At 72.5% G+C, this 23,845-nt stretch carries 23 protein-coding genes; 6 read left to right on the top strand and 17 right to left on the bottom strand.

The window, feature by feature from the left end:
* The first annotated feature begins 81 nt into the window (after positions 1–81).
* Positions 82–1,125, top strand: a complete 1,044-nt coding sequence (mgrA, locus tag ACZ37P_RS29655) for an L-glyceraldehyde 3-phosphate reductase (protein WP_355347898.1) — start codon at positions 82–84, stop codon at positions 1,123–1,125.
* A gap of 346 nt (positions 1,126–1,471) precedes the next feature.
* On the opposite strand, the gene ACZ37P_RS29650 is transcribed toward mgrA, so the two are convergent.
* Entirely contained in the window at positions 1,472–2,218 is a 747-nt protein-coding gene (locus ACZ37P_RS29650) for a prepilin peptidase (protein ID WP_467349427.1), read from the bottom strand.
* Between the two features lie 88 nt (positions 2,219–2,306).
* Here ACZ37P_RS29650 and ACZ37P_RS29645 point away from each other — a divergent pair, with 88 nt between their 5' ends.
* Positions 2,307–2,678 carry a DUF192 domain-containing protein gene (locus tag ACZ37P_RS29645; protein ID WP_401312928.1) on the top strand — a complete coding sequence of 124 codons (372 nt, stop codon included), beginning with the start codon at positions 2,307–2,309 and terminating at the stop codon, positions 2,676–2,678.
* Here the strand turns inward: ACZ37P_RS29645 and ACZ37P_RS29640 are convergent.
* Entirely contained in the window at positions 2,675–3,190 is a 516-nt protein-coding gene (locus ACZ37P_RS29640) for a hypothetical protein (protein WP_467349426.1), read from the bottom strand. The two genes, ACZ37P_RS29645 and ACZ37P_RS29640, sit on opposite strands and share 4 nt — an antisense overlap.
* A gap of 50 nt (positions 3,191–3,240) precedes the next feature.
* Here ACZ37P_RS29640 and ACZ37P_RS29635 point away from each other — a divergent pair, with 50 nt between their 5' ends.
* On the top strand, positions 3,241–4,002 hold the full coding sequence (locus ACZ37P_RS29635; RefSeq protein WP_467349424.1) for a GNAT family N-acetyltransferase: 762 nt from the start codon (positions 3,241–3,243) through the stop codon (positions 4,000–4,002).
* 227 nt (positions 4,003–4,229) lie between these two features.
* Here ACZ37P_RS29635 and ACZ37P_RS29630 read toward each other — a convergent pair whose 3' ends face one another.
* The 11 genes from ACZ37P_RS29630 to ACZ37P_RS29580 form a co-directional block, all read right to left on the bottom strand.
* Positions 4,230–4,850 carry an OmpA family protein gene (locus tag ACZ37P_RS29630; protein WP_355347883.1) on the bottom strand — a complete coding sequence of 207 codons (621 nt, stop codon included), beginning with the start codon at positions 4,848–4,850 and terminating at the stop codon, positions 4,230–4,232.
* Between the two features lie 80 nt (positions 4,851–4,930).
* Complete coding sequence (locus ACZ37P_RS29625) at positions 4,931–5,488, bottom strand: hypothetical protein (protein ID WP_467349422.1); 558 nt, start codon at positions 5,486–5,488, stop codon at positions 4,931–4,933.
* Between the two features lie 61 nt (positions 5,489–5,549).
* On the bottom strand, positions 5,550–6,113 hold the full coding sequence (locus ACZ37P_RS29620; RefSeq protein WP_467349501.1) for a pilus assembly protein TadG-related protein: 564 nt from the start codon (positions 6,111–6,113) through the stop codon (positions 5,550–5,552).
* Positions 6,114–6,142: 29 nt separating this feature from the next.
* On the bottom strand, positions 6,143–6,403 hold the full coding sequence (locus ACZ37P_RS29615; protein ID WP_467349420.1) for a hypothetical protein: 261 nt from the start codon (positions 6,401–6,403) through the stop codon (positions 6,143–6,145).
* A gap of 448 nt (positions 6,404–6,851) precedes the next feature.
* Positions 6,852–7,754 carry a DUF5936 domain-containing protein gene (locus ACZ37P_RS29610; RefSeq protein WP_355347874.1) on the bottom strand — a complete coding sequence of 301 codons (903 nt, stop codon included), beginning with the start codon at positions 7,752–7,754 and terminating at the stop codon, positions 6,852–6,854.
* 55 nt (positions 7,755–7,809) lie between these two features.
* On the bottom strand, positions 7,810–8,766 hold the full coding sequence (locus ACZ37P_RS29605) for a type II secretion system F family protein (protein WP_391161748.1): 957 nt from the start codon (positions 8,764–8,766) through the stop codon (positions 7,810–7,812).
* A gap of 59 nt (positions 8,767–8,825) precedes the next feature.
* Positions 8,826–10,160 (bottom strand): CpaF family protein, encoded by a 1,335-nt coding sequence (locus tag ACZ37P_RS29600; RefSeq protein WP_355347872.1) that lies wholly within the window; start codon positions 10,158–10,160, stop codon positions 8,826–8,828.
* Positions 10,157–10,507, bottom strand: coding sequence for a TadE/TadG family type IV pilus assembly protein (locus ACZ37P_RS29595; RefSeq protein WP_355347869.1), 351 nt, complete (start codon positions 10,505–10,507; stop codon positions 10,157–10,159). The genes ACZ37P_RS29600 and ACZ37P_RS29595 overlap by 4 nt, the downstream gene beginning before the upstream one ends.
* Before the next feature lie 137 nt (positions 10,508–10,644).
* Positions 10,645–12,213: a CpaE/TadZ family protein gene (locus ACZ37P_RS29590; RefSeq protein WP_355347866.1), complete on the bottom strand. Its 1,569-nt coding sequence runs from the start codon at positions 12,211–12,213 to the stop codon at positions 10,645–10,647.
* Positions 12,210–12,932, bottom strand: coding sequence for a Flp pilus assembly protein CpaB (gene cpaB, locus ACZ37P_RS29585; protein WP_355347863.1), 723 nt, complete (start codon positions 12,930–12,932; stop codon positions 12,210–12,212). Before cpaB ends, ACZ37P_RS29590 begins: the two co-directional genes overlap by 4 nt.
* A 12-nt stretch (positions 12,933–12,944) precedes the next feature.
* Positions 12,945–13,793, bottom strand: a complete 849-nt coding sequence (locus ACZ37P_RS29580; protein ID WP_355347860.1) for a hypothetical protein — start codon at positions 13,791–13,793, stop codon at positions 12,945–12,947.
* A 389-nt stretch (positions 13,794–14,182) separates the two neighbouring features.
* Between ACZ37P_RS29580 and ACZ37P_RS29575 the strand changes: the two genes are divergently transcribed.
* A complete protein-coding gene (locus ACZ37P_RS29575; protein ID WP_391049374.1) occupies positions 14,183–15,679 on the top strand; it encodes a chitinase in 1,497 nt (498 codons plus the stop codon).
* A gap of 110 nt (positions 15,680–15,789) precedes the next feature.
* Here the strand turns inward: ACZ37P_RS29575 and ACZ37P_RS29570 are convergent, their stop codons facing one another.
* The 3 genes from ACZ37P_RS29570 to ACZ37P_RS29560 are packed head-to-tail and all read right to left on the bottom strand — an operon-like array spanning position 15,790 to position 18,091.
* A complete protein-coding gene (locus ACZ37P_RS29570; protein ID WP_355347857.1) occupies positions 15,790–16,200 on the bottom strand; it encodes a RidA family protein in 411 nt (136 codons plus the stop codon).
* The gene (locus ACZ37P_RS29565; RefSeq protein ID WP_467349417.1) at positions 16,197–17,021 is read right to left on the bottom strand and encodes an IclR family transcriptional regulator; all 825 of its coding nucleotides are present in this window, start codon (positions 17,019–17,021) and stop codon (positions 16,197–16,199) included. The genes ACZ37P_RS29570 and ACZ37P_RS29565 overlap by 4 nt, the downstream gene beginning before the upstream one ends.
* Complete coding sequence (locus ACZ37P_RS29560; RefSeq protein WP_467349416.1) at positions 17,018–18,091, bottom strand: sugar kinase; 1,074 nt, start codon at positions 18,089–18,091, stop codon at positions 17,018–17,020. Before ACZ37P_RS29560 ends, ACZ37P_RS29565 begins: the two co-directional genes overlap by 4 nt.
* A gap of 147 nt (positions 18,092–18,238) precedes the next feature.
* On the opposite strand from ACZ37P_RS29560, the gene ACZ37P_RS29555 reads away from it, so the two are divergent.
* Both ACZ37P_RS29555 and ACZ37P_RS29550 read left to right on the top strand, forming a co-directional pair.
* Positions 18,239–19,597: an alanine racemase gene (locus tag ACZ37P_RS29555; protein ID WP_467349414.1), complete on the top strand. Its 1,359-nt coding sequence runs from the start codon at positions 18,239–18,241 to the stop codon at positions 19,595–19,597.
* Positions 19,598–20,033: 436 nt separating this feature from the next.
* Positions 20,034–21,638, top strand: a complete 1,605-nt coding sequence (locus tag ACZ37P_RS29550) for an N-acyl-D-amino-acid deacylase family protein (RefSeq protein WP_467349413.1) — start codon at positions 20,034–20,036, stop codon at positions 21,636–21,638.
* On the opposite strand, the gene ACZ37P_RS29545 is transcribed toward ACZ37P_RS29550, so the two are convergent.
* Positions 21,541–23,808: a KAP family P-loop NTPase fold protein gene (locus ACZ37P_RS29545; protein WP_467349412.1), complete on the bottom strand. Its 2,268-nt coding sequence runs from the start codon at positions 23,806–23,808 to the stop codon at positions 21,541–21,543. The genes ACZ37P_RS29550 and ACZ37P_RS29545 overlap by 98 nt on opposite strands.
* Between the last annotated feature and the right edge of the window lie 37 nt (positions 23,809–23,845).

Below are 23,845 nucleotides of genomic sequence, written 5' to 3'. Positions count from 1 at the left end.
GGCGGCCACACTACTGCGCACAAGGGCTCGCGGACGAACCGGGGAGGCGGGGCCGACACCCCCGCGTGATAAGCAGAGACCGTGAATATTCGTTCCCTTTACCGCGCCTCCGACGAGCGCTACGACTCGATGGAGTACCGCAGGACCGGCCGCAGCGGCCTCAAGCTCCCCGCCGTCTCCCTGGGTCTGTGGCACAACTTCGGCGACGACCGCACCCTGGACTCCCAGCGCGCCATCCTGCGCCGCGCGTTCGACCTCGGCGTCACGCACTTCGACCTCGCCAACAACTACGGCCCGCCGTACGGCGCCGCCGAGGCCAACTTCGGCACCCTCTTCGCCCAGGACTTCCGGCCCTACCGCGACGAACTGGTCATCTCCACCAAGGCGGGCTACGACATGTGGCCGGGACCGTACGGGGAATGGGGCTCGCGCAAGTACCTGCTGTCCTCCCTCGACCAGTCCCTGTCCCGCATGGGCCTCGACTACGTCGACATCTTCTACTCCCACCGCTTCGACCCCGACACGCCCCTCGAAGAGACGATGGGCGCGCTGGCGACCGCCGTCCAGCAGGGCAAGGCGCTCTACGTCGGCATCTCCTCGTACGGTCCCGACCGTACGCGGGAGGCCGCGCGCATCCTGCGCGAGCTGGGGGTGCCCGCGCTGATCCACCAGCCCTCGTACTCCATGATCAACCGGTGGATCGAGGACGAGGGTCTGCTGGACGTCCTGGAGGAGGAGGGCATGGGCTGCATCGGCTTCGTGCCGCTCGCCCAGGGGCTGCTGACCGACCGTTACCTCGGCGGCATCCCCGAGGGGTCGCGGGCCGCCCAGGGCAAGTCCCTCAACCCCGGCCTCGTCAACGACGAGACCATCGGCCGGCTGCGCGCCCTCAACGACATCGCCGCCGCGCGCGGCCAGTCCCTCGCCCAGCTCGCCCTGTCCTGGGTCCTGCGCGACCCCCGTGTCACCTCCGCCCTCATCGGCGCCTCCTCCGTCGCCCAGCTCGAGGCCAACGTCGCCGCCGTCGGCGCCGCCCCCCTCACCGCCGAGGAGCTCTCCTCCATCGACGCGCACGCGGTGGAGCCGGAGGGGGTCAACCTCTGGTCGGTCAGCAGCGAGGCCTAGCCTGCGGCTCGCTTCCGTTTAAAGGGGGTGCCCCCTTTCGCCCCTCACCGGGCGGAGGGGGGCACCCCCCTTTCTGTCGGGGCTCGGGCCCCGGGCCCGCGGCTGCGCCGGGCGGTACGCCGCGTTTTCAGGGGCGCGGGGAACTGCGCGGCCGGCCACGGCGATGGCTGCGGGTCACCACCGGGCCCGGAGGGGCAGTTCGGTGGTCTCCCGACCACCGGGCCGTTGGGGGCTGAGCGCGCAGTTCCCCGCGCCCCTGAAAAGCCTGGCCTTGCGCAGGGCGAGCGCGCAGTTCCCCGCGCCCCTGGGGGGCATCGTCTTGCGGAGGGCGGGGCCTGAGGGGGGCTCAGGGGGTGAGCAGGAGGGCGGTGAGGGTGCCGAGGAGCATGAAGGGCCCGAACGGCAGTGGGGTCTTGCGGGTGGCGCGCCGAGTGGCGATAAGGGCGAGGCCGATGACGGCGCCGAGGGCGAAGCCGAGAAACGTGCCGGTGAAGACGGTGGGCCAGCCGTACCAGCCGAGGGCGAGGCCGAGGGTGGGGGCGAGTTTGACGTCGCCGAAGCCCATGCCGGCGGGGTTGACGAGGAAGAGGAGCAGGTAGACGAAGCCGACGGCGAGGGCGCCGAACAGGGCGCGCGGCCAGGAGCCCCGGTGATCGGGGAGCAGGGCGGCGAGACCGAGCAGCGCGGCGGTGCCGAAGAAGGCGGGGAAGGTGAGGACGTCCGGGAGCCGGAAGACCTTGAGGTCGACGCGGCCGAGGACGAGGCCGAGCGGCACCAGCAGGAGCCAGACGACGAGTTCGGGGTGGGCGCCCACCCTGACGGCCAGTCCGGCGCAGGCGAGCGCGCACACGAGGGCGAGGACGACGGCGGGCCCGTAGGAGCCGTAGGAGCCGTAGGAGCCGCGCTCGGCGCAGCGCGGGCAGCGCGCCGGTCCGAGCCAGCCGCGTATGCCCTCGGGCAGCGGGTGACCCTCGGGGCAGTGCGCCGCCCACGGCTCACCTGAGGGGACGGCCAACCGGTAGGCGGCGCGCGGCAGCAGCAGGCCGCTGACGATTCCCCACACGGCGGCGGCCACGATCGGATAGACATGCACCGGGCCGACCGTACACGGCCGCCGCGGACCCGTAACGGGGCCCGTACCGCGTCACCTGCCGCCTGATCGAGCACCCCGGGGAGTGGCCATGCGCCGACGTTGGCGAGACGGTGACGGCACGCTGCGTACGCCCGACGCCGAGGTGCCGCTGCGGGTCGCCGCGTCGTACCGGGCGCGGACCCGCGGGCTGCTCGGCCTGGACGGGATCGAGGGCGCCCTGCTGCTGACCCCGGCCTCCAGCGTGCACACCGTACGGATGCGGTTTCCGATCGACGTCGCCTATCTGGACCGCCGGCTGCGCGTCCTGGCCGTCCGTACGATGCCGCCCGGCCGCGTCGGCCGCCCCCGGCTGCTGGCCCGGCACGTCCTGGAGGCGGAGGCGGGCGCGCTGGCGCGGTGGGGGGTGCGCAAGGGGGTGCGGCTGGAGGCGGACGTGGGAGGCGGGCCGGACAGGCCCTAGCGGTTCGGGTCGGTGGCGAATTCGATGCTGTTGATGATCCGGCGCAGCAGCATCGGGTCGGCCGCGCCGTCGGCCGTCCAGGCGCGGACGGTGACCGGGTGGCCCTCGTAGTCGTGCAGGCGGACCTCGACGCGGGCGGCGGGGCGGCCGTCGGGGGCGGCCTGGACGTAACTGAGGACCTGGCCGGGCTGGCCGTCGAAGTCCAGCGACTCCTTGCGGGCGGTGGCGAGGGCGGTGGCCGTCGCCTTGTCGGGGGGACCGCCGGCGCCCGGATTGGCGCTGACGGCGACCTCGGCGTCCGTACGGCCGTCAGGGCCGCGCAGCACCGCCCCGCCGCGCACGTCCTGCCAGGTCTTGGGGACCGCGACCGCCAGCGGGTCGGCCCGCAGATAGCGCCAGCCGTCCGGGGCTCCGGCGCCGACCGAGCAGGCGGAGAGGGTGGCCAGGACCAGGCAGGTCAGGGCGGTGCCGGTGAGCGAATACCGGCGGCTTTTCGCCGTTTTGTTCCGCATGCGGGCAATCTACGATGCGGCGGCCCGCATCTCCTTGATAGGCATGCGGAATGCCCGCGACCTCTTCCGCCCGTTCCACCCACGAGATCGGCCGCCTCCGCGACCTGCCCACCGACGACTCGCTGTGCCGCTGGGCGGCGCAGGACCTGAGCGCGGGCCGGGCCTTCGTCCGCGGCGCGGCGGTCGCGGTGGCGGCGCCGAACCTGTCGCTGCTCGACCGGCTCGCGGTCACCGGCCCCGCGGATGACGCCGTCCCGCTCGTACGCGAGGTGCTGCGCGAGGTCGGCCCGAGCTATCGGCCGCTCGGCGACCGGGAGTTGATCGACACGGTCGTGCGCGCGGTGCCCTCGCTGCGGCCGGTGGCCGGTTTCGGCTGGATGGACCGTACGGGGTCGCCGGTCGGGCCCGTCCCCTCGGGCGGCGGTTCCGCGCGGTGGCTTCCGGACAGCGCCGCCCCGGAGGTGGGCGCCCTGCTGGACACCGCCTTCCCCGCCTCGTACGCCTACCCCGGCCGCCCCGGCGCGCGGGACCGGTGGGCCGGGGCCCGCGTGGACGGGCGCCTGGCCGCGGTCGCCGCGCTCACCTGGTGCGCGCCGACGGTCGGGTACGTGGCGGGGGTCGCGACCGCCGCGGCGGCGCGCGGCCGGGGGCTGGCCCGCGAGGTCTGCGCGCTCGTCGTCGCGGAGGCGCTGGCCGTTCACGGCACCGCCGCCCTGATCGTCGACGACTCCAACGCCCCGGCGCTGCGGCTCTACCGCGGCCTGGGGCTGGCCTACCGGCCGCTGCGGGCGGCGGGGGTGGAGACGGGCTGAGGGGGCGTTCGGGGGGACCCTGCGGGGGGCTTGAGGGGGCCGCGCGCGTGCGGGGCGGTGCGGCGCCGGGCGCGGGACAGGCGCGAAAGCGCGTGCGGTGCCAGGTGCGGTGCGGGCGCGGGCGCGGGCGCGGGAAAAGAAAAACGGGCCGGTTCGCAGGGGGGGAGAGCGAACCGGCCCGAGGGGGGGAGTTACACCGTACCGCGTCAGAGCGACCGCTCAGCACGTTACGCGGCAGGTGGCGTGAAAGTGATCTCGACACGGCGGTTCTGACTGCGTCCGGTTTCGGACGAATTGTCGGCAATCGGGTAGTCCTCGCCGTACCCACGGACCTGAAACGTGTGGGACGGGTCACCGGCGCTGCCCATTTCCGTTGCCAGGACTTGGTAAACGGCGTCGGCGCGTTGCTTCGAGAGCACCATGCCGTGCTCGGAGCTGCCGAGATTGTCCGTGAACCCGAACACCCGGATGGGTGACGTCACATGGCGTGCGGTGATGTCGTCCGCGATGGCCTGGATCCGCGAGGTCGCCGTGGGCGACAGCACGGCGCTGTCCTTCTTGAACAGCACCTCCGACTGGAGCGCGTAGGTGACCGTCGAGTTCGACGTCTCCTGCCGCTGCTCCGGCTGGCTCGCCTTCGTCGACGACTCGTCCGTCACGGACACGATGTCCAGCACCTTCGCCGGCGCCAGCGTCGAGCCCTCCGGCAGCCTGAGTCCTGGCGACGTCGGGTCGATCCGCACGGGGGCCGTCGGCGTGCTGTCACCGGCCGTGGGCGGCGGATTCGTGTCGGCCACGGCCGCGGTCCCCCCGGCCACCGTCCCGGCGGCCAGCACCAGCACGATCACCACACCCGCGGACAGGGCGGCCCGCTGCCCTCCGGCGCGGGATGCCGCCCCGGGCGGCGACGCGTTGCGTTTCATCGTCCTCACCCCTCCGAGATCGTGATCTTCGCGGGCGGCATTGTCGGCAGCTCGAACGACACTTGGGTGGTGGCCTCCGGCGGGGCGGGGAACTGGGCGAAGAAGGGGCGGGATTCCTTGGGCTGGATGCTGACGAGACCCATCGTGCACAGGCAGCGGCCGTCGGTGTCCCGCAGCACGTAGTACCGCTTCTTGCCCGCCTCGTCGACAAGGACGGCGCCGGCCACGGAAGCGCCGGAGTGGGACAGCGCGGTCTCCGACCCCACCCACAGGTTGGCGGTGAACCCGGAAGTGCCGTTGTTGGTGACGACACCCTCCACGGTCACGAATCCACCGGAGTCCCGGGTCGCCGAGTTGATGGTCACCACCATGTCCTTCTCGCCCTTGATCTGGGCCAGAACCTCGGTGGGAGTCGCGGAAGGCGTGTCATCGCCGCCTCCGCTGCTGCCGCTTGTCTTCGGCGCGCCGGCCGACGTGGACGGCTTGTCACCGCCCTTGTCGCCACCGCCGCCTCCGCCACCGCATCCGGCCAGCGTGATGGCGGCACCAGCGGCGAACGCCACCGCAATCGTCGCCCTGCGCCCGTATCGCATCGTTCCCCGTTCCCTCATCGCTCGGCCGCCGTCACTTGCTCAAGTGGACGGTGTAGAAGGTCGACAGGTCCAGCACGAAGCCGCCCGCCGTCGGATCGACCGTCACATGGTCGCCGTTGCAGATGAATCCGATCGCGTTGCCGTCCTTGTCGCCAAGTCCGCAGCGCGGTTCGACCACCGCGGTGGCGGTGGCCTTGGCGTGCTTGGTCTCGGTGCCGTCGATCACGGAGGTGCCGACCGTGCCCAACGTCGTGACCGAGACGGTGTATCCCTGGAGCCCCGATGCCCGGCCGCAGCCGTCCGGGGCGTCCACGGCGGCGTTGTTCTCTCCGGCGTAGGCAGAAGCGGCGGCACACGCCTCCGCGTCGTGCTGACCCAAATTCTGCAGAAGCAGACCGAGTTGGACCAGGTCACCGGACCGCAGTGCGCTCAGGAAGGCGTCGTGAGCCGCGTCGCGATCCGCACGGGCGGCGGCGAGAGCCGCCGAATCCGCCGCTGTCTGTGCGGAGTTGCGGACGACAGCGGCCTGACCCACCGCGAAGAACGCGAAGCCGAGGAAGAACAGCGCGGCCATGGCGACGATGTAGATCCCCAGCGTCTGACCACGGTCGTCACCGAGGACGCCTACTTGCCGTTGCCGCTGACGATCTTGTCGATCATGCCGGTGATCCCGTTCTTGACGGCGTTTCCGATGTCCGTCGTCCCCGCCAGCACTCCGATGATCACCGCGATCACCACCGCGATCCCGAGATACTCGAACGACGTCTGACCCCTGTCGGCCGACCCGTCCGCCGACCGGTCGGCGATCCGGGCCGCGAGTCTGTCCGTGCGGTCGCGCAGCCAGATCTCGGTGTCCGTGTAGCGCCGGACTACCCACCTGTTCATCATCGTTCGCCCCATTCTTCGTCACCTGACGGATGCGTGCGACGGCCGCGTTCCACCTGTCGGGGTAGGTGTCCACGGCGCACCGCCTCTCGCTGGTCGTGTTGCCGTCCGCAGCGGATCGGTTCTGATTGCAGGTGCAAATATGGTTGCGAATGCAAAGGTACACCCGAACCTCGGACATCCGCAGCCCGTTCTGCGCCAATTGGCGCTTACAGCATGCCGGTTGATCACACTGTGTGGCCAGCGGATCACGGTAATCGCCAGGTCATCAACCGCTCATCTCCGGTCATCGGCTGCCATCTCCGCTCATCGTCACCGGTCACGCGCCCGCCGCGTCCGGCGGCCACGCCCGTCATCCGCCCGGTCGTCCGCGCCGACACCCGCCCCATCACCCGCCCCGCCGTACGAACCGGCACCCGGCCCGACGTACGAACCACCACCCGCCCCGTCATCCGCCGCTGCCGAAGGTGTCGCCGAACTGGATGTGGGAGCCCATGATCGTGCCGGTGATCAGCAGGATCATGGTCGCCGGGACGAGGATGGTGGTGATGACGCCGGTGGCGCGCGGGACCATGCGGGCGGCGCGGCGGCGGGCGTTCTGGGCCTCGGTGCGGCGCATGTCGTTGGCGATCTGGAGGAGGGTGCGGGCGATCGGGGCGCCCAGTTCCTCGCCCTGCTGGAGGGCGGTGACGAACTGGCCGACCTGGTCGCTGCGGTTGCGCCTGCGGAGCTGGTCGAAGGCGTCGCGGCGGCTGACGCCGACGTCCATCTGACGCAGGGCGACCCGGATCTCGTCCGACCAGGGGCCCTGGTACACGGCGTTGACGCGTTCCAGGGCCTGGCGGAAGCCGAGGCCCGCGCTGACGACGACGGCGAGGACGTCGAGGAAGTCGGGGAGGGTGCGTTCGATGTCGTCGCGGCGGCGGCGGACGGCCAGCCAGATGCCGAGGTCGGCCCACCACCAGGCGTACGCGGCGAGCAACAGGGCCAGGATCCAGTGCCCTTGGACGAGCAGCAGCAGGGCCGCGAAGCCGCCGAGGCCGCCGTAGACGGCGCGGCGGGCGGCGTAGCGCTCGACGGTGAGGCCGTGCGGGTGGCCCGCGTGGTCGATCCGGGCGCGCATTTTGGCGATCCGGGCCGGGCCCATCATCCGCATCACCATCGGCGCCCAGCGGATGCCGATCCGGTCGATGGCGTTGCCGGTACGGGTCGTCCGGGTCCTGCCGACTTCCAGGGCGAGGGCCAGGTCGTCGGGGAGCTTCACGTCGGCGCGCAGGAGTGCGACGGCGTGGACGACGCCGACGACGCCCGCGGCGACGACCGCCGCCAGGACGAGGCCGATCAGGAGCATCGGGAATTCCCTCCGGTCACCGGCCGGTTGCCGCGTGAGGTGTGCACGGTCGCGGTCATACGTCGATCCTCGACATCCGGCGGATCAGCGCGAAGCCGACCACGTACAGGCCCAGCGCGACCAGGACGCAGATCCGGCCGACGGTGGAGCCGGTCATGGCGCTGAGCGAGCCCGGCATGATCTGGTTGAGGAGCAGCAGGGAGCCGATGCCGATGACCGGGACCGCGTAGGCGGTGACGGTGACCTGGGACATCTGGGTGCGGATCTCGCGCCGGGTCTCCTTGCGCTCCTCCAGGGTGACCGTGAGGTTGCGCAGCGACTCGACGACGGAGCCGCCCGCGCGGCTGGAGAGCACCAGCGTGGAGACCAGCACGACCAACTCGCGGCTGGGCAGCCGCTGTTGCAGCTCGGCCAGTGCGTCCTCGATGGAGTGGCCCACCGCCATCGCGTCCGCGACCTGCTTCAGCTCCTCGCCCGCGGGCGCGTCCAGCTCCTCCGCCGCCATGGAGACGGCGGTGCGCAGGGCGAGCCCGGCCTGGGTGGCGTTGGCCAGGACGCGTGCGAGCTCGGGGAGTTGGGCGATGAAGCGCTCGGTACGGACGCGGCGGCGCCACTCCAGGAAGCTGTACGCGGACCAGCCCGCGATGAGTGCGGCGATCGGCCCGAAGAAGGGGGCGAGGACCGCCGCGGCGAGCACCCACGCGACGAGGACGACGCCGATCGCGGCCGCGGTGAACTGACCTGGCGTCAAGTTCGTTCCCGTGGCGGCCAGTCGGGCCGCGAGGCGCTGGCCCCAGGCGTAGCGGCGTACGCGGCGGTCGAGTCCGGCGAAGGCCGATTCGCGGGGGCCGCCGCCGAAGTCGCCGGCGAGCCGGTCGACGAGCGCGGCCCGGTCGGCCCTGCCGCCGCGCCAGGCGTGGCCGCCCCACACGGCCAGTGCGAGGGCGAGCACGCTGACGCCGAGGACGAGCAGCGGGTACGGTCCCGAGGCGAATCCGGGGCTCGCTGCCAGGTGTGGAAGACCGCTGCCGGGCGGGGCCGCGACCGCCGTCAACTCTTCCGGAACGGCGGTCACTTCGCCTCCCTGCTGTCGAGTTCGAGTTCGCTCGCGCCGATGCCGAAGGCGGCGGGTACGTGTTCGCCGGACAGGTAGAGCCGCTCGGCGATCTCGCGCGGGACGGGCCGGTGTTCGTACCAGCCGCGGACGATGCGGTCGACGCCGAGCGGTTCCGCGCGGAAGCGGGTCGCGGAGGTGAGGCGGAAGACGTCACGGCCGCGGGAGGACAGGACGGCGATCTCGCCGATCCTGCGAGTGCCGTCGATGTGGCGGTTGAGCTGGACGAGGACGTCCACGGCGCTGTTGATCTGGTCGCGCAGCGCCTCGAAGGGGATCTTGACCTCGCTCATCGACGCGAGCGTCTGGAGCCTGAGCACCGCGTCCTCGGCGGAGTTGGCGTGCACGGTGGCCAGTGAGCCGTCGTGTCCTGTGGACATCGCCTGGAGCATGTCGAGGGTCTCGCCGCCGCGGACCTCACCGACGATGATCCGGTCGGGGCGCATCCGCAGCGAGTTGCGTACGAGGTCGCGAATCGTGATCCGGCCCTCGCCCTCGACGTTGGGCGGGCGCGACTCCAGCCGGATCACATGCTCCTGCTGGAGCTGGAGTTCGGCCGCGTCCTCGACCGTGATGATCCGCTCGCCGTCGGGGATCAGCCCGGACAGCGCGTTGAGCAGCGTGGTCTTGCCCGAGCCCGTGCCGCCGCTGACGATGATGTTGCACTTCGCGCGCACGAACGACGAGAGCAGCAACAGCATGTGCTCGTCCAGCGTCCCGAGGGCGATCAGCTCCTGGAGCGTGTACGCGCGCGGGAAGCGGCGGATGGTGAGCGTGGGTCCGGTCAGCGACAGCGGCGGGATGATGACGTTGACACGCTCGCCCGACGGCAGCCGGGCGTCGACCATCGGATTCGACTCGTCCACACGGCGGTTGACGGTGGAGACGATCCGCTCGATGGTCTGGAGGAGCTGTTCCGCCGACGAGAAGCGGGCGGCGACGGCCTCGACCCGGCCGCCGCGCTCGACGTAGATCTTGTCGGGGCCGTTGACCATGATCTCGGTGACGGTGGGGTCTTCGAGCAGCGGTTCCAGGATGCCGAGGCCGAGCGCCTCGTCCACCACGCGGCGGATCAGCGCGGCGCGTTCCGCCGTGGACAGCACCGGGCCCTCGCGGCTGATGATGTGGCCGAGCACCCGTTCCAGCCGGGCCCTGCGCTCGCCCGGCGCGAGCGCCGACATCTCCGCGAGGTCGATCTCCTGGAGCAGTTTCGCGCGGTAGACGGCCACCATGTGGCCTTCCTGCGTCTGCGGGGTCGCCTCTTCGACGGCGAGGCGGGCACGGAGGCTCATCGTGTCGTGTCCTCCTTCGGCATGGTGGCGGAGCGCTTCACGGGGTCGAAGAAGCTGACGCCCGGCAGGACGGACGGGACCTTCACCGTGGCCTGCGCGGTCACGGTCGTCGTGTCGGACGTCGTGAACCGGATCGTCGCGGTCAGCCAGTCGCTCACCGCCGCCTGGCCGGCCTGCTGGCCGGCCGCCTCTCCCCCGTTCGGGCCCGCCTGCGCGGCGGTCCTGGCCGCCGTACGGGCCGCTGTGCCGGCCTGTTCGCCGCAGTACGCGACGAGGCCGAGTTGGATGCCCGCGAGGGCGATCAGGAGCAGGAACGGGAGCATTCCGAGGTATTCGAGCGACGCCACTCCCCGGTCCCGGGCGGACCCGCGGTGCCTCTCGGGGACGCAGCCCCCGAACCCGCGCCGGGAGGGCCCCGAAGGGGCGCGGGGAACCGCGCGCACGGCGGAGGTACGGGCTGCGGGAGCCCGGCGGCGGGAGCGCTTCATCGCTTGGCCGTTTCGTCCAGCGTCTTCGCGTGGCCCGAGATGGGGACGAAGTCGCCGATGCCGGGGATGAGGAGGGGCATTTTGAGGGTGACGGTCGCCGAGACGGTGCCGTCCGCGCGGCTGACCGAGGTGTCGCCTGGCCCCCACGCGCTGGGAAGGTCGCTGCTCGCGGCAGCGGAGGCGTCGGAACCCACCGCCGCGGCCCGGGCCGCCTGATCGGCGGCGTTGCCCGCGAGCGTGAAGGTGTAACCGGCCAGCACCGCCTGCCAGATGAGCAGCAGGGTGATGAGGATGATCGGCGTCATGCCGAGGGTTTCGAGGGTGACCTGGCCCCGGTCGCCGCGTTCGGACCGCTCGCGGCGCTGCTTCTTCCCGCGTGCGGCGGGCAGCGTCGCGCCGCTGACCAGGCCCAACTCCCCTGCCAGTGCCCAGATTCCGGCCTTGACGGTGGAGCGGGCGTCGAGGTCCTGGAGGCGGCCGGCGTCGATGACGGCCTGGAGTTCGCGGAATCCGGCGGGGATGACGGAGGTCGCCATGCGGGTGCCGGTGATGCGGCCGATCAGCGACGGCTGGATCTCGGTGCCGCGGGTGTGGCGGTTGACGACGGCGGTGGTGTCCTGGGGCTTGCGGATCTGGAGCCGGTCCCACATGCGGACCATGCGCTTGGCTGCGCGCACGGCGATGACGTCGGGCGTGAGCACGAGGACGGCGGCGTCGGCGACCTCGACGGCGACAGCGTTGGCGCTGGTCATCTGGGTGCCGCAGTCCACGACGACGACTTCGTAGCGCTGCCGGAGCGCGGCGAGGACGAGGCGGGCCGAGCGGTCGGTGACGTCCTCGCCGCGTTCGCCGTCGGCGGGGGCGAGCAGCAGGGCGGGGCCGGACTCGTGGACGTACATGGCGTCGTGCAGGACCCGGGAGGAGACGTCCGCGATGTCGGCGAGGTCGGCGATGGAGCGGCGGAACTGGACGTCGAGGTAGGACGCGATGTCGCCGCCCTGGAGGTCGAGGTCGACCAGGGCGGTGGAGCGGCCCGACGCGTGGGCGGCGAGGGCGAGTTGGACGGCGGTGACGGTGGTGCCGACGCCGCCCTTGGCCCCGGCGACGGCGATGAGGGTGCCGCCGGCGACGGCGGGCAGGGCGCGCTGCGGGCCGAGGTGTCTGCGGACGCCGGCCGACCAGGTGGCGGCGGCTTCGACGCGGGCGCCCAACTCGTCGTAGGAGAGCGGGAATCCGACGACGCCTCGGGCGCCGGAGTCCATGGCGGCGGCGAGCACGGCGGGGCTGGGGTCGGCGGTGAGCAGGACGACGCCGATGGCGGGGAAGCGCAGGGCGACGTCGCGGATGAGGTCGAGCGCGGGCATCGGTCCGATGCCCTCCTGCACGATGACGACCTCGGGCAGTTCGTCGATCCCGGCCTCGGCGGCGCGCGTGAGGGTTTCGAGCAGCGCCGTGGAGTCGCCGAGCGCGGGTGCCGGTTCCGCGCCGGGCAGTTGGCCGAGCAGGCCGAGCAGGGCGCGCGCGGCGTCGGGGTCGGCGGTTCCGGCGAGGATGCGTACGGTCACGGCTTGCCTCCGGTGCCGCCGTCGCCGCTCAGGGTGTACGTGCGGTCGGTCTGCGAGGGTGCGGAGCTGTCACCTGGGGCGACCAGCGCGAGGCGTACGTGTTCCGCGAACGACTCGGCGTAGGCGACGCGTTGGGCGTCCCCGGCGTTGAGCGCGAAGGTGATCGGCACGCCTTCGGTGGACAGCCGCTGGGCGTTCTCGCTCTTGTCGAAGGCCTTGATCTCGCCGACGTCGATGACCTGCGCGCCGGACACGATGATCTTCGAGACGTCGGGATCGGTGTCCTTGCGGCCCTGGAAGGTGGCGAAGATGTTGACCCGGGCGCCGGGGGTGATCTTGCCCGCCACGCCGGTCTCGGCGTCGATCATGATGGCGATCTCCATCTGTCCGGCCTGGAGTTCGGGCCGGGCGGCGACCATGTCGGACTGGAGCAGCGAGCCCTTGCGCAGCGGCACGGCGGCGATCTTGCCCTGGAGCTGGCCGAGATCGCGTACGGCGGTGTCCGGCAGCCAGCGCTTCGGTATCCGGATCCGGTGCACCTGGGACGCGGTCAGCGCCTGGTACGCCGGTACGTCGGCGCTGAGTTCGTACGCGGTGACCTTCGGTCCGACCTGTGACCGCGCGTCGCTGACGACGGCGAGCACTCCCGCGAAGGCGGCCACCGCGCAGATCACGGAGATCACGAGGAGGACGACACCACGACGCTGACGTGAGTTCATGTGCGGGCGGACCTATCGCTTGTGGGGTTCGAGTTGGGGGCGGCGCGGTGTCTCGACCTCGCGCCCCGGCCGGGCGGCGGCGTGCTTCGCCGGAGCCGTACGATCCCCCAGCCGTGTGGCGCAGAACAAGCACTGGTCACCGATGACTTCGAGCCCGCACCAGGTGCAGGTGTCGCGCCGTACCGAGGTGACGAGTTGGTAGAGCATGCCCACATCGGCGATGTAGGCGGTGAATTCGACCAGTCGGGACGTGCCCCACCAGCGTGGGGAGTCGGTCGGCAGCGGCACTTCGCGCAGGTGCTGGGCGCGCCAGCCGCTGGCGAGCGGTCCGGTGACCCAGGCGGGGTCGACGCCCTTGCCCGCGACGGCGAGCTGTGTCTGGTAGCCGGGTCCCGGCGGTACGGTGCCCGGTTCGGCCTCGGCCAGGTACGGCTCGGGGTGCGCGACGACGGCGAAGTGCCGTCCCGGCACGAGGGACTTGACGTGGGCGCCGACGCCGACCGGGACGCGGTCGAGCTTGGCGACGGAGCCGAGCAGCGCGCCGGAGTGCAGGTAGTACGTGAGCAGCCGGGCGGCGCCCGCGAGGACGCCGGGGCCGAGGTCGGTGCCGGAGAGCTGGCGCAGTTGCTCGGCGAGCAGGGCGATGGCCAGCGGGGGCAGCGGGCTGGGGACGATCGCTATCCGGTCGGCTTCGAGGGCGGACCGCACGGTGTGCATCCGGCGCCTGGCGGGGTCGGCCGGTTCGGCCGGTGCCAGGGCGATGAGGTGCCCGTACGTGTCGAGCGCGGTCGTGGTGCGCGTCAACTGCTCTTCCAGCGAGAGCGAGAGATCGTCAGAGGTGACGGTGATGACGCTCGGCATGCGGAACCTCCCCTCCTGCGCCCGGTGGTGGCCGGTACCTGGCGATTCGCGGTCGTCAGCTTATCGATGTGTAGCGGCTTGGGTGCGGAAAGTTGCGGATCGGAAGTGGTGAACGACAGGTGTCCGGCGGAGGTCTTGACAACCGAATTGGTCTGGACCAACTTTCTCCCTGTCATCTGTTTTCTGCATGCGCTTCACATTGCTCCGCACGTCGGCACTTCAGGTCACCCGTTCACGTCCGTACGTCATGTCATGCGCCACCGCACTCCCACTACCCCCCAACTCCTTGCCCCCAGGAGGCAGTCGTGGAACGTGCATCGCACGCGAATCAAGCGAGCCATGCCCAGCACAGATCAAAGCTCGTCCGCTCGACGTTCTTCCGCCGAGGTATCGCGGGGCTGAGCGCCGCCGCGGTGATCGGCACCGGTGTCGCGCTCGTCGACATGGGCAGCGCCAGCGCCGCGACCACCAACCTCGCCGCCAACCCCGGCTTCGAGAGCGGCCTTTCCGGCTGGACCTGCACCGCGGGCAGCGGCAGCACCGTCTCCAGCCCGGTGCACTCCGGCTCCGCCGCCCTCAAGGCCACCCCGACCAGCAGCGACACCGGCCAGTGTTCCCAGGTCGTCAGCGTGCAGCCCAACTCCCAGTACACGCTCAGCGGTTGGGTGCAGGGCTCGTACGTCTACCTGGGCGCGACCGGCACCGGCGGCACCGACCCGTCCACCTGGACGCCGTCGGCCTCCTCGTACCAGCAGCTCAGCGTCAGCTTCACCACCGGCGCGAACACCAAGTCCGTGACGATCTACACCCACGGCTGGTACGCGCAGCCCGCGTACTTCGCGGACGACATCTCGCTGTCGGGCCCCGGCGGTACGGGCACGACCCCGCCGACCACCCCGCCGACGACGCCTCCCACGACGCCGCCGACCACTCCCCCCACGACACCTCCCACCACCCCGCCCACGACGCCTCCCACCACGCCGCCGACCAGCCCGCCCACCAGCAGCATCCCCAAGCACGCGGTCACCGGCTACTGGCAGAACTTCAACAACGGCGCCACCGTGCAGACCATCGCGCAGGTGCAGAGCCAGTACGACATCATCGCCGTCGCCTTCGCGGACGCGACGACCACGCCCGGCGCGGTCTCGTTCACCCTCGACCCGGCGCTGAACTACAGCACCGCGCAGTTCAAGGCGGACATCGCCGCCAAGCAGGCCGCGGGCAAGAAGGTGATCATCTCCGTCGGCGGTCAGAACGGCACCATCTCGGTCCGTGACTCCGCCTCGGCCACCAACTTCGCCAACAGCGTCTACACGCTGATGCAGACGTACGGCTTCAACGGCGTCGACATCGACCTCGAGAACGGCATCGACACCACCTACATGCCGCAGGCGCTGCGCGCGCTGAGCGCCAAGGCGGGCTCGTCGCTCATCATCACGATGGCGCCGCAGACCATCGACATGCTCTCGGCGGGCAGTGACTACCTGGCCACGGCGCTGAAGATCAAGGACATCCTGACCGTCGTCAACACCCAGTACTACAACAGCGGTTCGATGAACGGCTGCGACGGCGGCGTCTACAGCCAGGGCACGGTGGACTTCATCACGACCCTGGCCTGCACCGCCATCCAGGCCGGGCTCTCCCCGTCCCAGGTCGGCATCGGCACCCCGGCGTCCACCAGCGCCGCGGGCTCCGGTTACGTCAGCCCGACCGTCGTCAACAACGCGCTCGACTGCCTCGCCAAGGGCACCGGGTGCGGGACCTTCCACCCGTCCACCACCTGGCCCACCATCCGCGGGGCCATGACCTGGTCCACCAACTGGGACGCCTCGGCGGGCAACGCCTGGTCCAACAGCGTCGGGGCCCACGTGCACGGCATGCCGTAACACGGAGTCCGCTCCAAAGGGGCGCCCCCTGTCCCGCACCCGCGGGACAGGGGGCGCCCCCGACGCGTTCCCCGCGCCCCGAAAGCTCTCCTCCCGCGCGGGAGGAGTCGTCACCCCAGGACGGCCAGGGCGTCGATTTCGATCAGCAGGCCGGCGGGGAGGCCGACGTAGATGGTGGTGCGGGCGGCGGGGGGCTCGACGAGGGAGGCGAAGAACTCGTTGTAAATGGCGTTGAGTTCGGCGAAGTGGTCCGTGTCCGTGAGGTAGACGCGGATCATGATGACGTCTTCCCAGGTGGCACCGCCCGCTTCGAGGACGGCCTGGACGTTGGCGAGGGTCTGGAGGGTCTGCTCGCGCAGGCCGGGGCCCGCGGGCGTCGGGGGCTGGCCCTCGACGGCCGGGAGGAAGCCGACCTGGCCGGCCACCTGGAGGAGATTCCCCTTGCGGACGCCGTGCGAGAACTTGGCGGGCGGCGCCGTGTGGGTGGCCGGGACGATCGCGGTCTTCTGGCCGTTGCTCATGCGGAGTTGTCCTTCACTGAATCTGGTGCGGGTACAGACGCGGATACGGATGCGGGTACGGGTACAGATGCGGGCGCGGGCGCGCTTCCCGACAGGTCGCGGCTGACGGCCTCGGCCGTCCGCAGCAACAGCGGGCGCAGGCGCAGCAGTTCGTCGGCGGGGACGACGACGTTGGGGGCCGAGAGCGACATGGCGGCGCAGACGCGGCCGTCGGGACCGCGCAGGGGCGCGCCGACGCAGTTGATGGACTCCTCGTGGCCGCCGAGGTCGGTGGCCCAGCCCTGTTCGCGGACGCGGGCCAGTTCGGCGAGGAACGCGGCGGCGTCGGGCGTGGACTTCGCGGTGTAGCGGGGGTACTCCAACTGCTCGGCCACCGAGCGCCGTTCGGGCTCGGGCAGGTCGGCCAGGAGCAGTTTGGCGACGGCCGCGACCGTGATGGCGACCGGGCGGCCGATCCGGGAGTACATCCGTACCGGATAGCGGCTCTCGACCTTGTCGATGTAGACGACCTCGCCCTGCTCGTACACCGCGAGGTGCACGGTGTGGCCGGTGCGTTCGTTGAGCGCGGCGAGGTGGGGGTGGGCGATGCCGCGGATGTCGAGGGTCTCGATGGCCTGCTGGGCGAGGGCGAACAGGCGGGCGCCGAGCCGGTAGCGCTGGTCCTGCTGCCGGTAGACCAGGCCGTGTTCGTGCAGGGTCCGCAGCAGCCGCAGCGCGGTGGACTTGTGGACATCGAGCCGGGTGGCGACCTGTTCGAGCCCCGCCGGGCCCTCGGCCAGCAGCGGCAGGATGCTCAGCGCGCGGTCGACCGTCTGGCTCACCGCGGTCCCTCCTCCGTCGTCGTGGGCGCACGATCTCCGGACGCCGTCCACCCGGCGCCCAGCCGCAGTCTCCCCCATGCCGCGTCGTCCAGGGTGACCAGCGCGTCGGCGCGGGCGCGGCCGGGCGGCGTGCCGAGGTCGCCCGGCTCGGTCAACGCGGCGGCGGCCAGCACATGGCCGTGCCTGACGCGGTCGCGTACGGGCAGGCCGCGCAGGGCCGCCGACAGGTACCCGGCGGCGAAGGCGTCGCCCGCGCCGACGTGCGCGACGACGTCGACCGCGAGGGCGGGGACGTGACGGCGTTCGTCGCCGTCGAAGACGGTCGCGCCCGCCTCGCCCTGCTTGACCACCAGCGTCCGCGGCTCGGGCAGCGCGGCCCGTACCGCGGCCGCGTCCGGCAGCCCCCATGCGGCCTGCGCCTCGTCCTCGCCGACGAAGACGAGGTCGCAGCCGCGGGCGAGGTCGAGCGTGCGGCGGGGGTCGGCGTCGCGCCACAGCGCCGGGCGGTGGTTGACGTCGAAGGAGACCAGCGGGCGTCCCGGCGCGCGGCGGGTGAGGCCGCGCATCAGCTCCGCGCAGGTCGCGGAGAGCGCGGCGGTGATGCCGGTGAGGTGCAGCACCCGGCCGCTCCACGCGTCGGCGCGGGCGACGAGGTCGGGGGCGAGCGCGGAGGCGGCGGAACCGGCCCGGTAGTAGACGACCTCGGCCCGGTCGGCGGGAACGTCCGTACCGACGGCGCGCTCGCCCGCCGTACGGAAGTACACGCCGGTGGGGCGGTGCGGGTCGCGCTGTACGGCGCTGACGTCGACCCCGGCCGCGGCGATGGTCTCCACGAGGTGGTCGCCGAAGCCGTCGGCGCCGACGCGGCTGATCCAGCGGGCGCGGTGGCCGGTGCGGGCCAGGGTGCAGGCCACATTGGACTCGGCGCCGCCGATCGCGCGGTGGAAGGCGGGCACGTCGGCGAGGCGGCCGGGGCGGGAGGGGACGAAGGTGACCATGGACTCGCCGAGGCAGACGACGTCGAAGTCGGCGGCGCCGGGGGCGGCGCTCGGGCTCGTCGGTACGGTCACGGCGGTCACTCACTTCTGCGGGCCGCGGCGGGAGCGGCGGTGGCCTGGTGGGCAGGAGCACCGTTGACCAGGCACTCGCGGGGATGTTAGACAGCTTGCATCACTGTATGCAACGGCCGTTGCATATGTTGCAACTCGGGAGGTTCGATGACGGCGGACGTGGGCGGACACGGGGGCGGGGCCGGGGCCGGGGCCGGGGTCGGCACGGGAGCCGGTGCCGGTGCCGAGCGGGTGGCGGCGCTGGCGGCCGGGCTGCGCGAGGAGCGCGTCGACCACCGCTTCAAGGGGCTGCCGCCGGACGCCGAGGGGCTGACCGTCGGCGAGCTGGCCGACCAGCGCCGCGGCCTCTTCGACGGCGGCTTCACCACGCCCGTCCTCGTCCTGTCCCAGGCCGCCCTCGCGCACAACCTCGACCTGCTGGAGCGCTACACCGCCCAACACGGCCTGTCCTTCGCCCCGCACGGCAAGACGTCCATGGCCCCGCAGCTCTTCGCCGACCAACTCGCGCGCGGCGCCTGGGGGATCACCGTCGCCGTACCCCACCAGGCGCGCGTGTGCCGGGCGTTCGGGGTGCCGCGGATCTTCATCGCCAACGAGGTCGTCGACCCGGTGGCGCTGCGCTGGATCGGCGGTCAGCTCGACGCCGACCCCGACCTCACCGTCGTCACGTACGTCGACTCCGTGCGCGGTGTCGAGCTGATGGACGCGGCGCTGCGGGACGCCGGGACGCGGCGGCGGCTGGACGTCGTGGTCGAGCTCGCGGGCGGCGAGGGCGCCAGGACCGGTGTCAGGACCGAGGACGAGTGCGCGGCCGTCGCGGCGGCCGTCGCCGCGACCGGCACGCTGCGGCTGACCGGCGTCGCCGGGTACGAGGGCGAGGTGCCGGACGCCGACCCCGAGCGGGTACGTGCCTGGCTGCGGCGGCTGGTCGCGCTCGCAGGCGCCCTCGACGCCGACGGGCTCTTCGGGGACGCCGAGCAGATCGTGGTCAGCGCCGGGGGCTCCGCCTGGTTCGACCTCGTCGCGGAGGTCTTCGCGGACGTGCCCGCGATGTCCCGGCCGGTCCTGAAGCTGCTGCGCTCCGGGGCGTACGTCACGCACGACGACGACCACTACCGGCGGCGCACGCCGTTCAACCGGGTCCCGGACGAGGGCGCCCTCGAACCGGCCTTCCGGCTCTGGGCCCAGGTCGTCTCCCGGCCCTCGCCCACCCAGGCGTTCCTCAACGCCGGGAAGCGCGACGCGCCGTACGATCTCGGGCTGCCGTCCGTCCAGACGGTTCGCGGCGCCGACGCCGGTCCGCGTCCGGCGCCGGACGGGCTCACCGTCACCGCCCTGTCCGACCAGCACACCTGGCTGGCCGTCCCCGCTGCCGACCCCCTCGCCGTCGGCGACTGGGTCGCCCTCGGCCTCTCCCACCCCTGCACCACCTTCGACAAGTGGCCCCTCATCCCGGTCACCGCCCCCGACGCCACCGTCCCCGCCTACATCCGCACCTTCTTCTAACCCACCCGCCCCCCATGTCCTCAATCGCCGGACGGGCTGAAAGGGGTGTGCCGCGGCCCGCGCCGGAAGCTGGGCCCGGACGGCCCGGACCGTCTGGCGCGGGTGGCGCGGCGCGGGCGCAGGCTTCGCCCCCCACCGGACGGGCTCGGTGGAGGCCGCCGGGATGGGCGGGAAGGCGGCTCGGGTCCGGACGGGACGACCGCCGGGTCCAAACCCTGGGCACGGGCGGCCGGTTGGGCGGGCGCGCCAGAAGCGCCGGACCAGCCCGTCCGGCGACCGAGGACGAAGCCCGCCGCCAGCCGACCAGCGCGAAGCAACACACAGCCCGACCCGCGACCGACGACGCAACCCCCGCCAGCCGACCAGCCCGTCCGGCGATTGAGGACCAGGCCCGGCGGTGATGAGTGGCAACCGTGACGACATGAAAGGCCCCGCCATGGATCTCGTGTTCCGCGACGCTCGCGTCATCGACGGAACGGGGGCGGCGTCGTATGTGGCGGACGTGGGGCTCGCGGGGGGCCGGGTCGGGGAGATCCGGCGGAAGGACGGGGGGCGGCGGCTCACGGCGAGACGGGTGGTGGACGCGGAGGGTCTGGCGCTGGCGCCGGGGTTCATCGACATGCACGCGCACAGCGACCTGGCGCTGCTGCGGGACCCGTCGCACGAGGCGAAGGCGGCACAGGGTGTGACGCTGGAAGTCCTCGGCCAGGACGGCCTGTCGTACGCGCCGGTCGACGACCGGACGTTGGCGCAGGTGCGGGCCCAGATCGCGGGGTGGAACGGCGACGGCTCGGACGTGGAGTTCGACTGGCGGAGCGTCGGCGAGTACCTGGACCGGCTGGACCGGGGCATCGCGGTCAACGCCGCGTATCTGGTGCCGCAGGGCACGGTCCGGATGCTGGCGCTGGGCTGGGAGGACCGCCCGGCCACGGCGGCGGAGCTGGCACGGATGAAGGAGTTGGTCGCCGACGGCCTGGCCCAGGGCGCGGTGGGCCTGTCGTCGGGGCTGACGTACACACCGGGGATGTACGCGTCCGACGCGGAACTGACCGAGCTGTGCCGGGTGGTGGCGGCGTACGACGGCTACTACTGCCCGCACCACAGGTCGTACGGGGCGGGCGCGCTGCGGGCGTACGAGGAGATGGTGGCGCTCACCGAACAGGCGGGCTGCGCGCTGCACTTGGCGCACGCCACGATGAACTTCCCGGAGAACGAGGGCCGCGCCCCCGAACTGCTGGCGCTGCTGGACGCGGCCCTGGCCGCAGGCGCGGACATCTCGCTGGACAGCTACCCCTACCTCCCCGGCTCCACAACCCTCGTGGCGATGCTGCCCAGTTGGGCCACCGAGGGCGGCCCCGACGCGACGCTGGCCCGGCTGCGCGACGACGCGACGGCGGCGCGCATCCGCCGGGTGATGGAGGTGGACGGCGCAGACGGCAGCCACGGCGTCCCCGTCGACTGGTCGGTGATCGAGGTCGCCGGGGTGCGCGAGCGCTCGCTGGCCGCCCATGTCGGGCGCAGGATCGCGGACTTCGCGACCGCCCGGCGGCTCCTGCTGGAGGACCGGCTCGCCACCACGATCCTCCAGCACGTCGGCCACGAGGAGAACGTCCGGGCCATCATGCGGCACCGCGTCCACACCGGCGGCTCCGACGGCATCCTGCGCGGCGACAAGCCGCACCCGCGCGCGTACGGCACCTTCCCCGAGTATCTGGGCCGCTACGTCAGGGAGTTGGGGGTGCTGCCCCTTGAGGAGTGCGTGGCCCATCTGACCGGCAGGCCCGCCGCCCGGCTGCGGCTGCCCGATCGCGGCCTGGTCCGCGAGGGCTACCGCGCCGACCTGGTCCTGTTCGACCCGGCCACCGTCGCGGCCGGTTCCACGTACGACCGCCCCCGCACCCTGCCCACCGGTATCCCGTACGTCCTGATCGACGGCCGGTTCGTCATCGAGGACGCCCGTCGGACGGACGTGCTGGCGGGACGCTCGGTGCGGCGGACCGAGGCGCGAGGAACGGCTGGTCGGCGAACGGCCCGGGGGTGAGGGCCCCTGGGGCGAGAGTCCCTGAGGTGAGGGTCTCGGCGATCGCCGGTACGGCGGTCAGGTCGTCGGTGATGACCGCCTCCAACGCCCCGGCGGCGGCCCGGTCGTTGGGCGTGATCCGCCCGGAGTAGAAGATCACCGGACCCGCGTAGCCGCGTGACCTCACACCGCGTACCAGCGCGAAGCCCTTGGCGGGCTCGTCCGCGAAGCCCGCGTGGCAGAGCAGCAGGGCGGGGCGGTGTTCGGCGAAGATCTGGACGAGCTCGGCTTCCGTGTCGGCGGGGAGCACGGCGGAGCTCACCGTCAGCAACTGGGCGATGGCACGGCCTCTGCCCCGCGCGAAGCCCGCCGCCACCGCGAGCGCGAACGTACGCTCCGGCGTCCCGGCCGGGTAGCCGGAACCCTGTTGCGGCGCGTGCCAGGCCGGTGCGTCGGCGCCGTACCCGGCCAGTTCCGGGTCGTCGAGCGCGGGGCTCACCGACTGCGGCCGCTCCAGCGGATCCGGCTCGTACGGCGACCCGTCACCGCGCGGGTAGCCGTAGCCGTACCCCGGCACGTACCCCGGCACGTACCCCTGCACGGGCCCCGGGTACGGCGGCGTGCCGACCCCCGTATCGCCGTAGTCGACCGACGATCCGCTCGGCCCCGGTGACGCCACCGGGTCCCCGGCCGGTTCCGGCCCGGCCGCGGGCTGCGGCGCGCTCTCCCACGGACCGGCCAGCGGCGGATACGGCGCCGTCTCGCCGTCCTCGGTGCCCTGCCGCAGCCGTCGCAGCACCAGTTCGGACTCGGGCAGCGCCACCAGATCCTCGACCAGGGAGACGAAGGCGGGGTCGCCCGCCAGGTCGGGGAAGCCGACCGGGAGCTGGGCTTCGAGGTCGGCGAGGACCGTGCCGTGGTCCTCGTGCCCGTGCAGCGGCGGCAGGGAGTGGGCGCGCAGGAAGTCGGCGACCATCGGCCGGTCGGGGTCGGCGAGCGGCGCCGGGGACCACAGGCGGGTGCGGACCCGGCGGTAGGTGCGGAATTCGCGCACCACGTCGGCGTCGTCCCCGGGCCCGGCGGGCGCCGTCATCATGCGGTGGAAGTCGGGATAGAGGTACTGGAGCAGCAGGGTGCGGATGACGGCCTCGGGGCGGATGCCCGCCCAGACCGGGTTGAGGCTCGCCTCCAACAGCAGGCCGTTGAGCAGGCGTTTGACCCGGCGCGGGTTGCGGGCGGCGCGGTAGGCGAGGAGTTCGACCAGGTGCGGGTCCAACAGGTGGTCGATACCTGCCAGTTCGGCGCAGGAGCGGACGTACGCCTGGATCTCCCGGCCGCTGGGGGCGGGGATGCGGTAGCTGGTCTGGAAGATCTTCTCCACGAAGGCGGCCCCGGCGGGCGAGAGGTCCGGCAGCAGCCCGCCGGGGCCGATCGCGGCGCGGTCGCAGCCGATGACGAAGGCGAGGCCCGGCACGTCGAGGTAGACCTTCACGGCCTCGCAGACGGCGAGGAAGGTCTGCTCCGAACAGCGGTCGAGGTCGTCGATGAAGATGACGAGGAGTTTGCCGCCGGGCGCGGAGCCGCGCGTCGCGGTCCACTCGCCGACCATGTCGCGCAGCGCGTCCCGCATGCCGTTGCGGGCGCCCGCGTCGACCGACAGGCGCTTCCACAGCTCGTCGACCATGCCCGCCACGCCGAGCGGCCCGGCGGCGACGACGGTCAGCGCCCGTAACAGGCCCATCAGGGCGCCGCCCGCCCTGATCCGGCGCAGGGCGCGCCGCAGGATGCTGGGGTCGACCTGGTTGAGCACCGATTTGATGAGCCCTTCGAGGGCGTCGCCGCCGGTCGAGGTCCAGGCGTTGTACCAGACGGTGTGCACGTCGGGGAACCGCTGGAGCCGTACGTCGACCAGCCGCATCAGGCTGCTCTTGCCCATCCCCCATCCGGCGTCCACCGCGAGGGTGAAGGGCGTCGCGTCGCGCGAGGCCACCAGCAGTCCGGTGAGCTGCGCCGCCGCCCGGTTGGCGCCGAGCAGATCGCGCGTCTCGTCGGCCACGGGTTCGTCGTTGAGCAGAGCGAACGCGGGCGGGGTCACCGGCGGGTACGAGGACCCGTACGGGAATGCGTACGGCGTCGCGTATGGCGTGGCGTACGGCGACATGGGCGGCGGTCCGGCCGCTGGGGAGGACACCGTCCAAGTCTGGCAGCCGCGCCCCCGGGTCCGCCGG

This window comes from Streptomyces sp. NPDC024632 (assembly GCF_055559175.1).
This window is presented reverse-complemented; position numbering and strand designations above follow the sequence as displayed.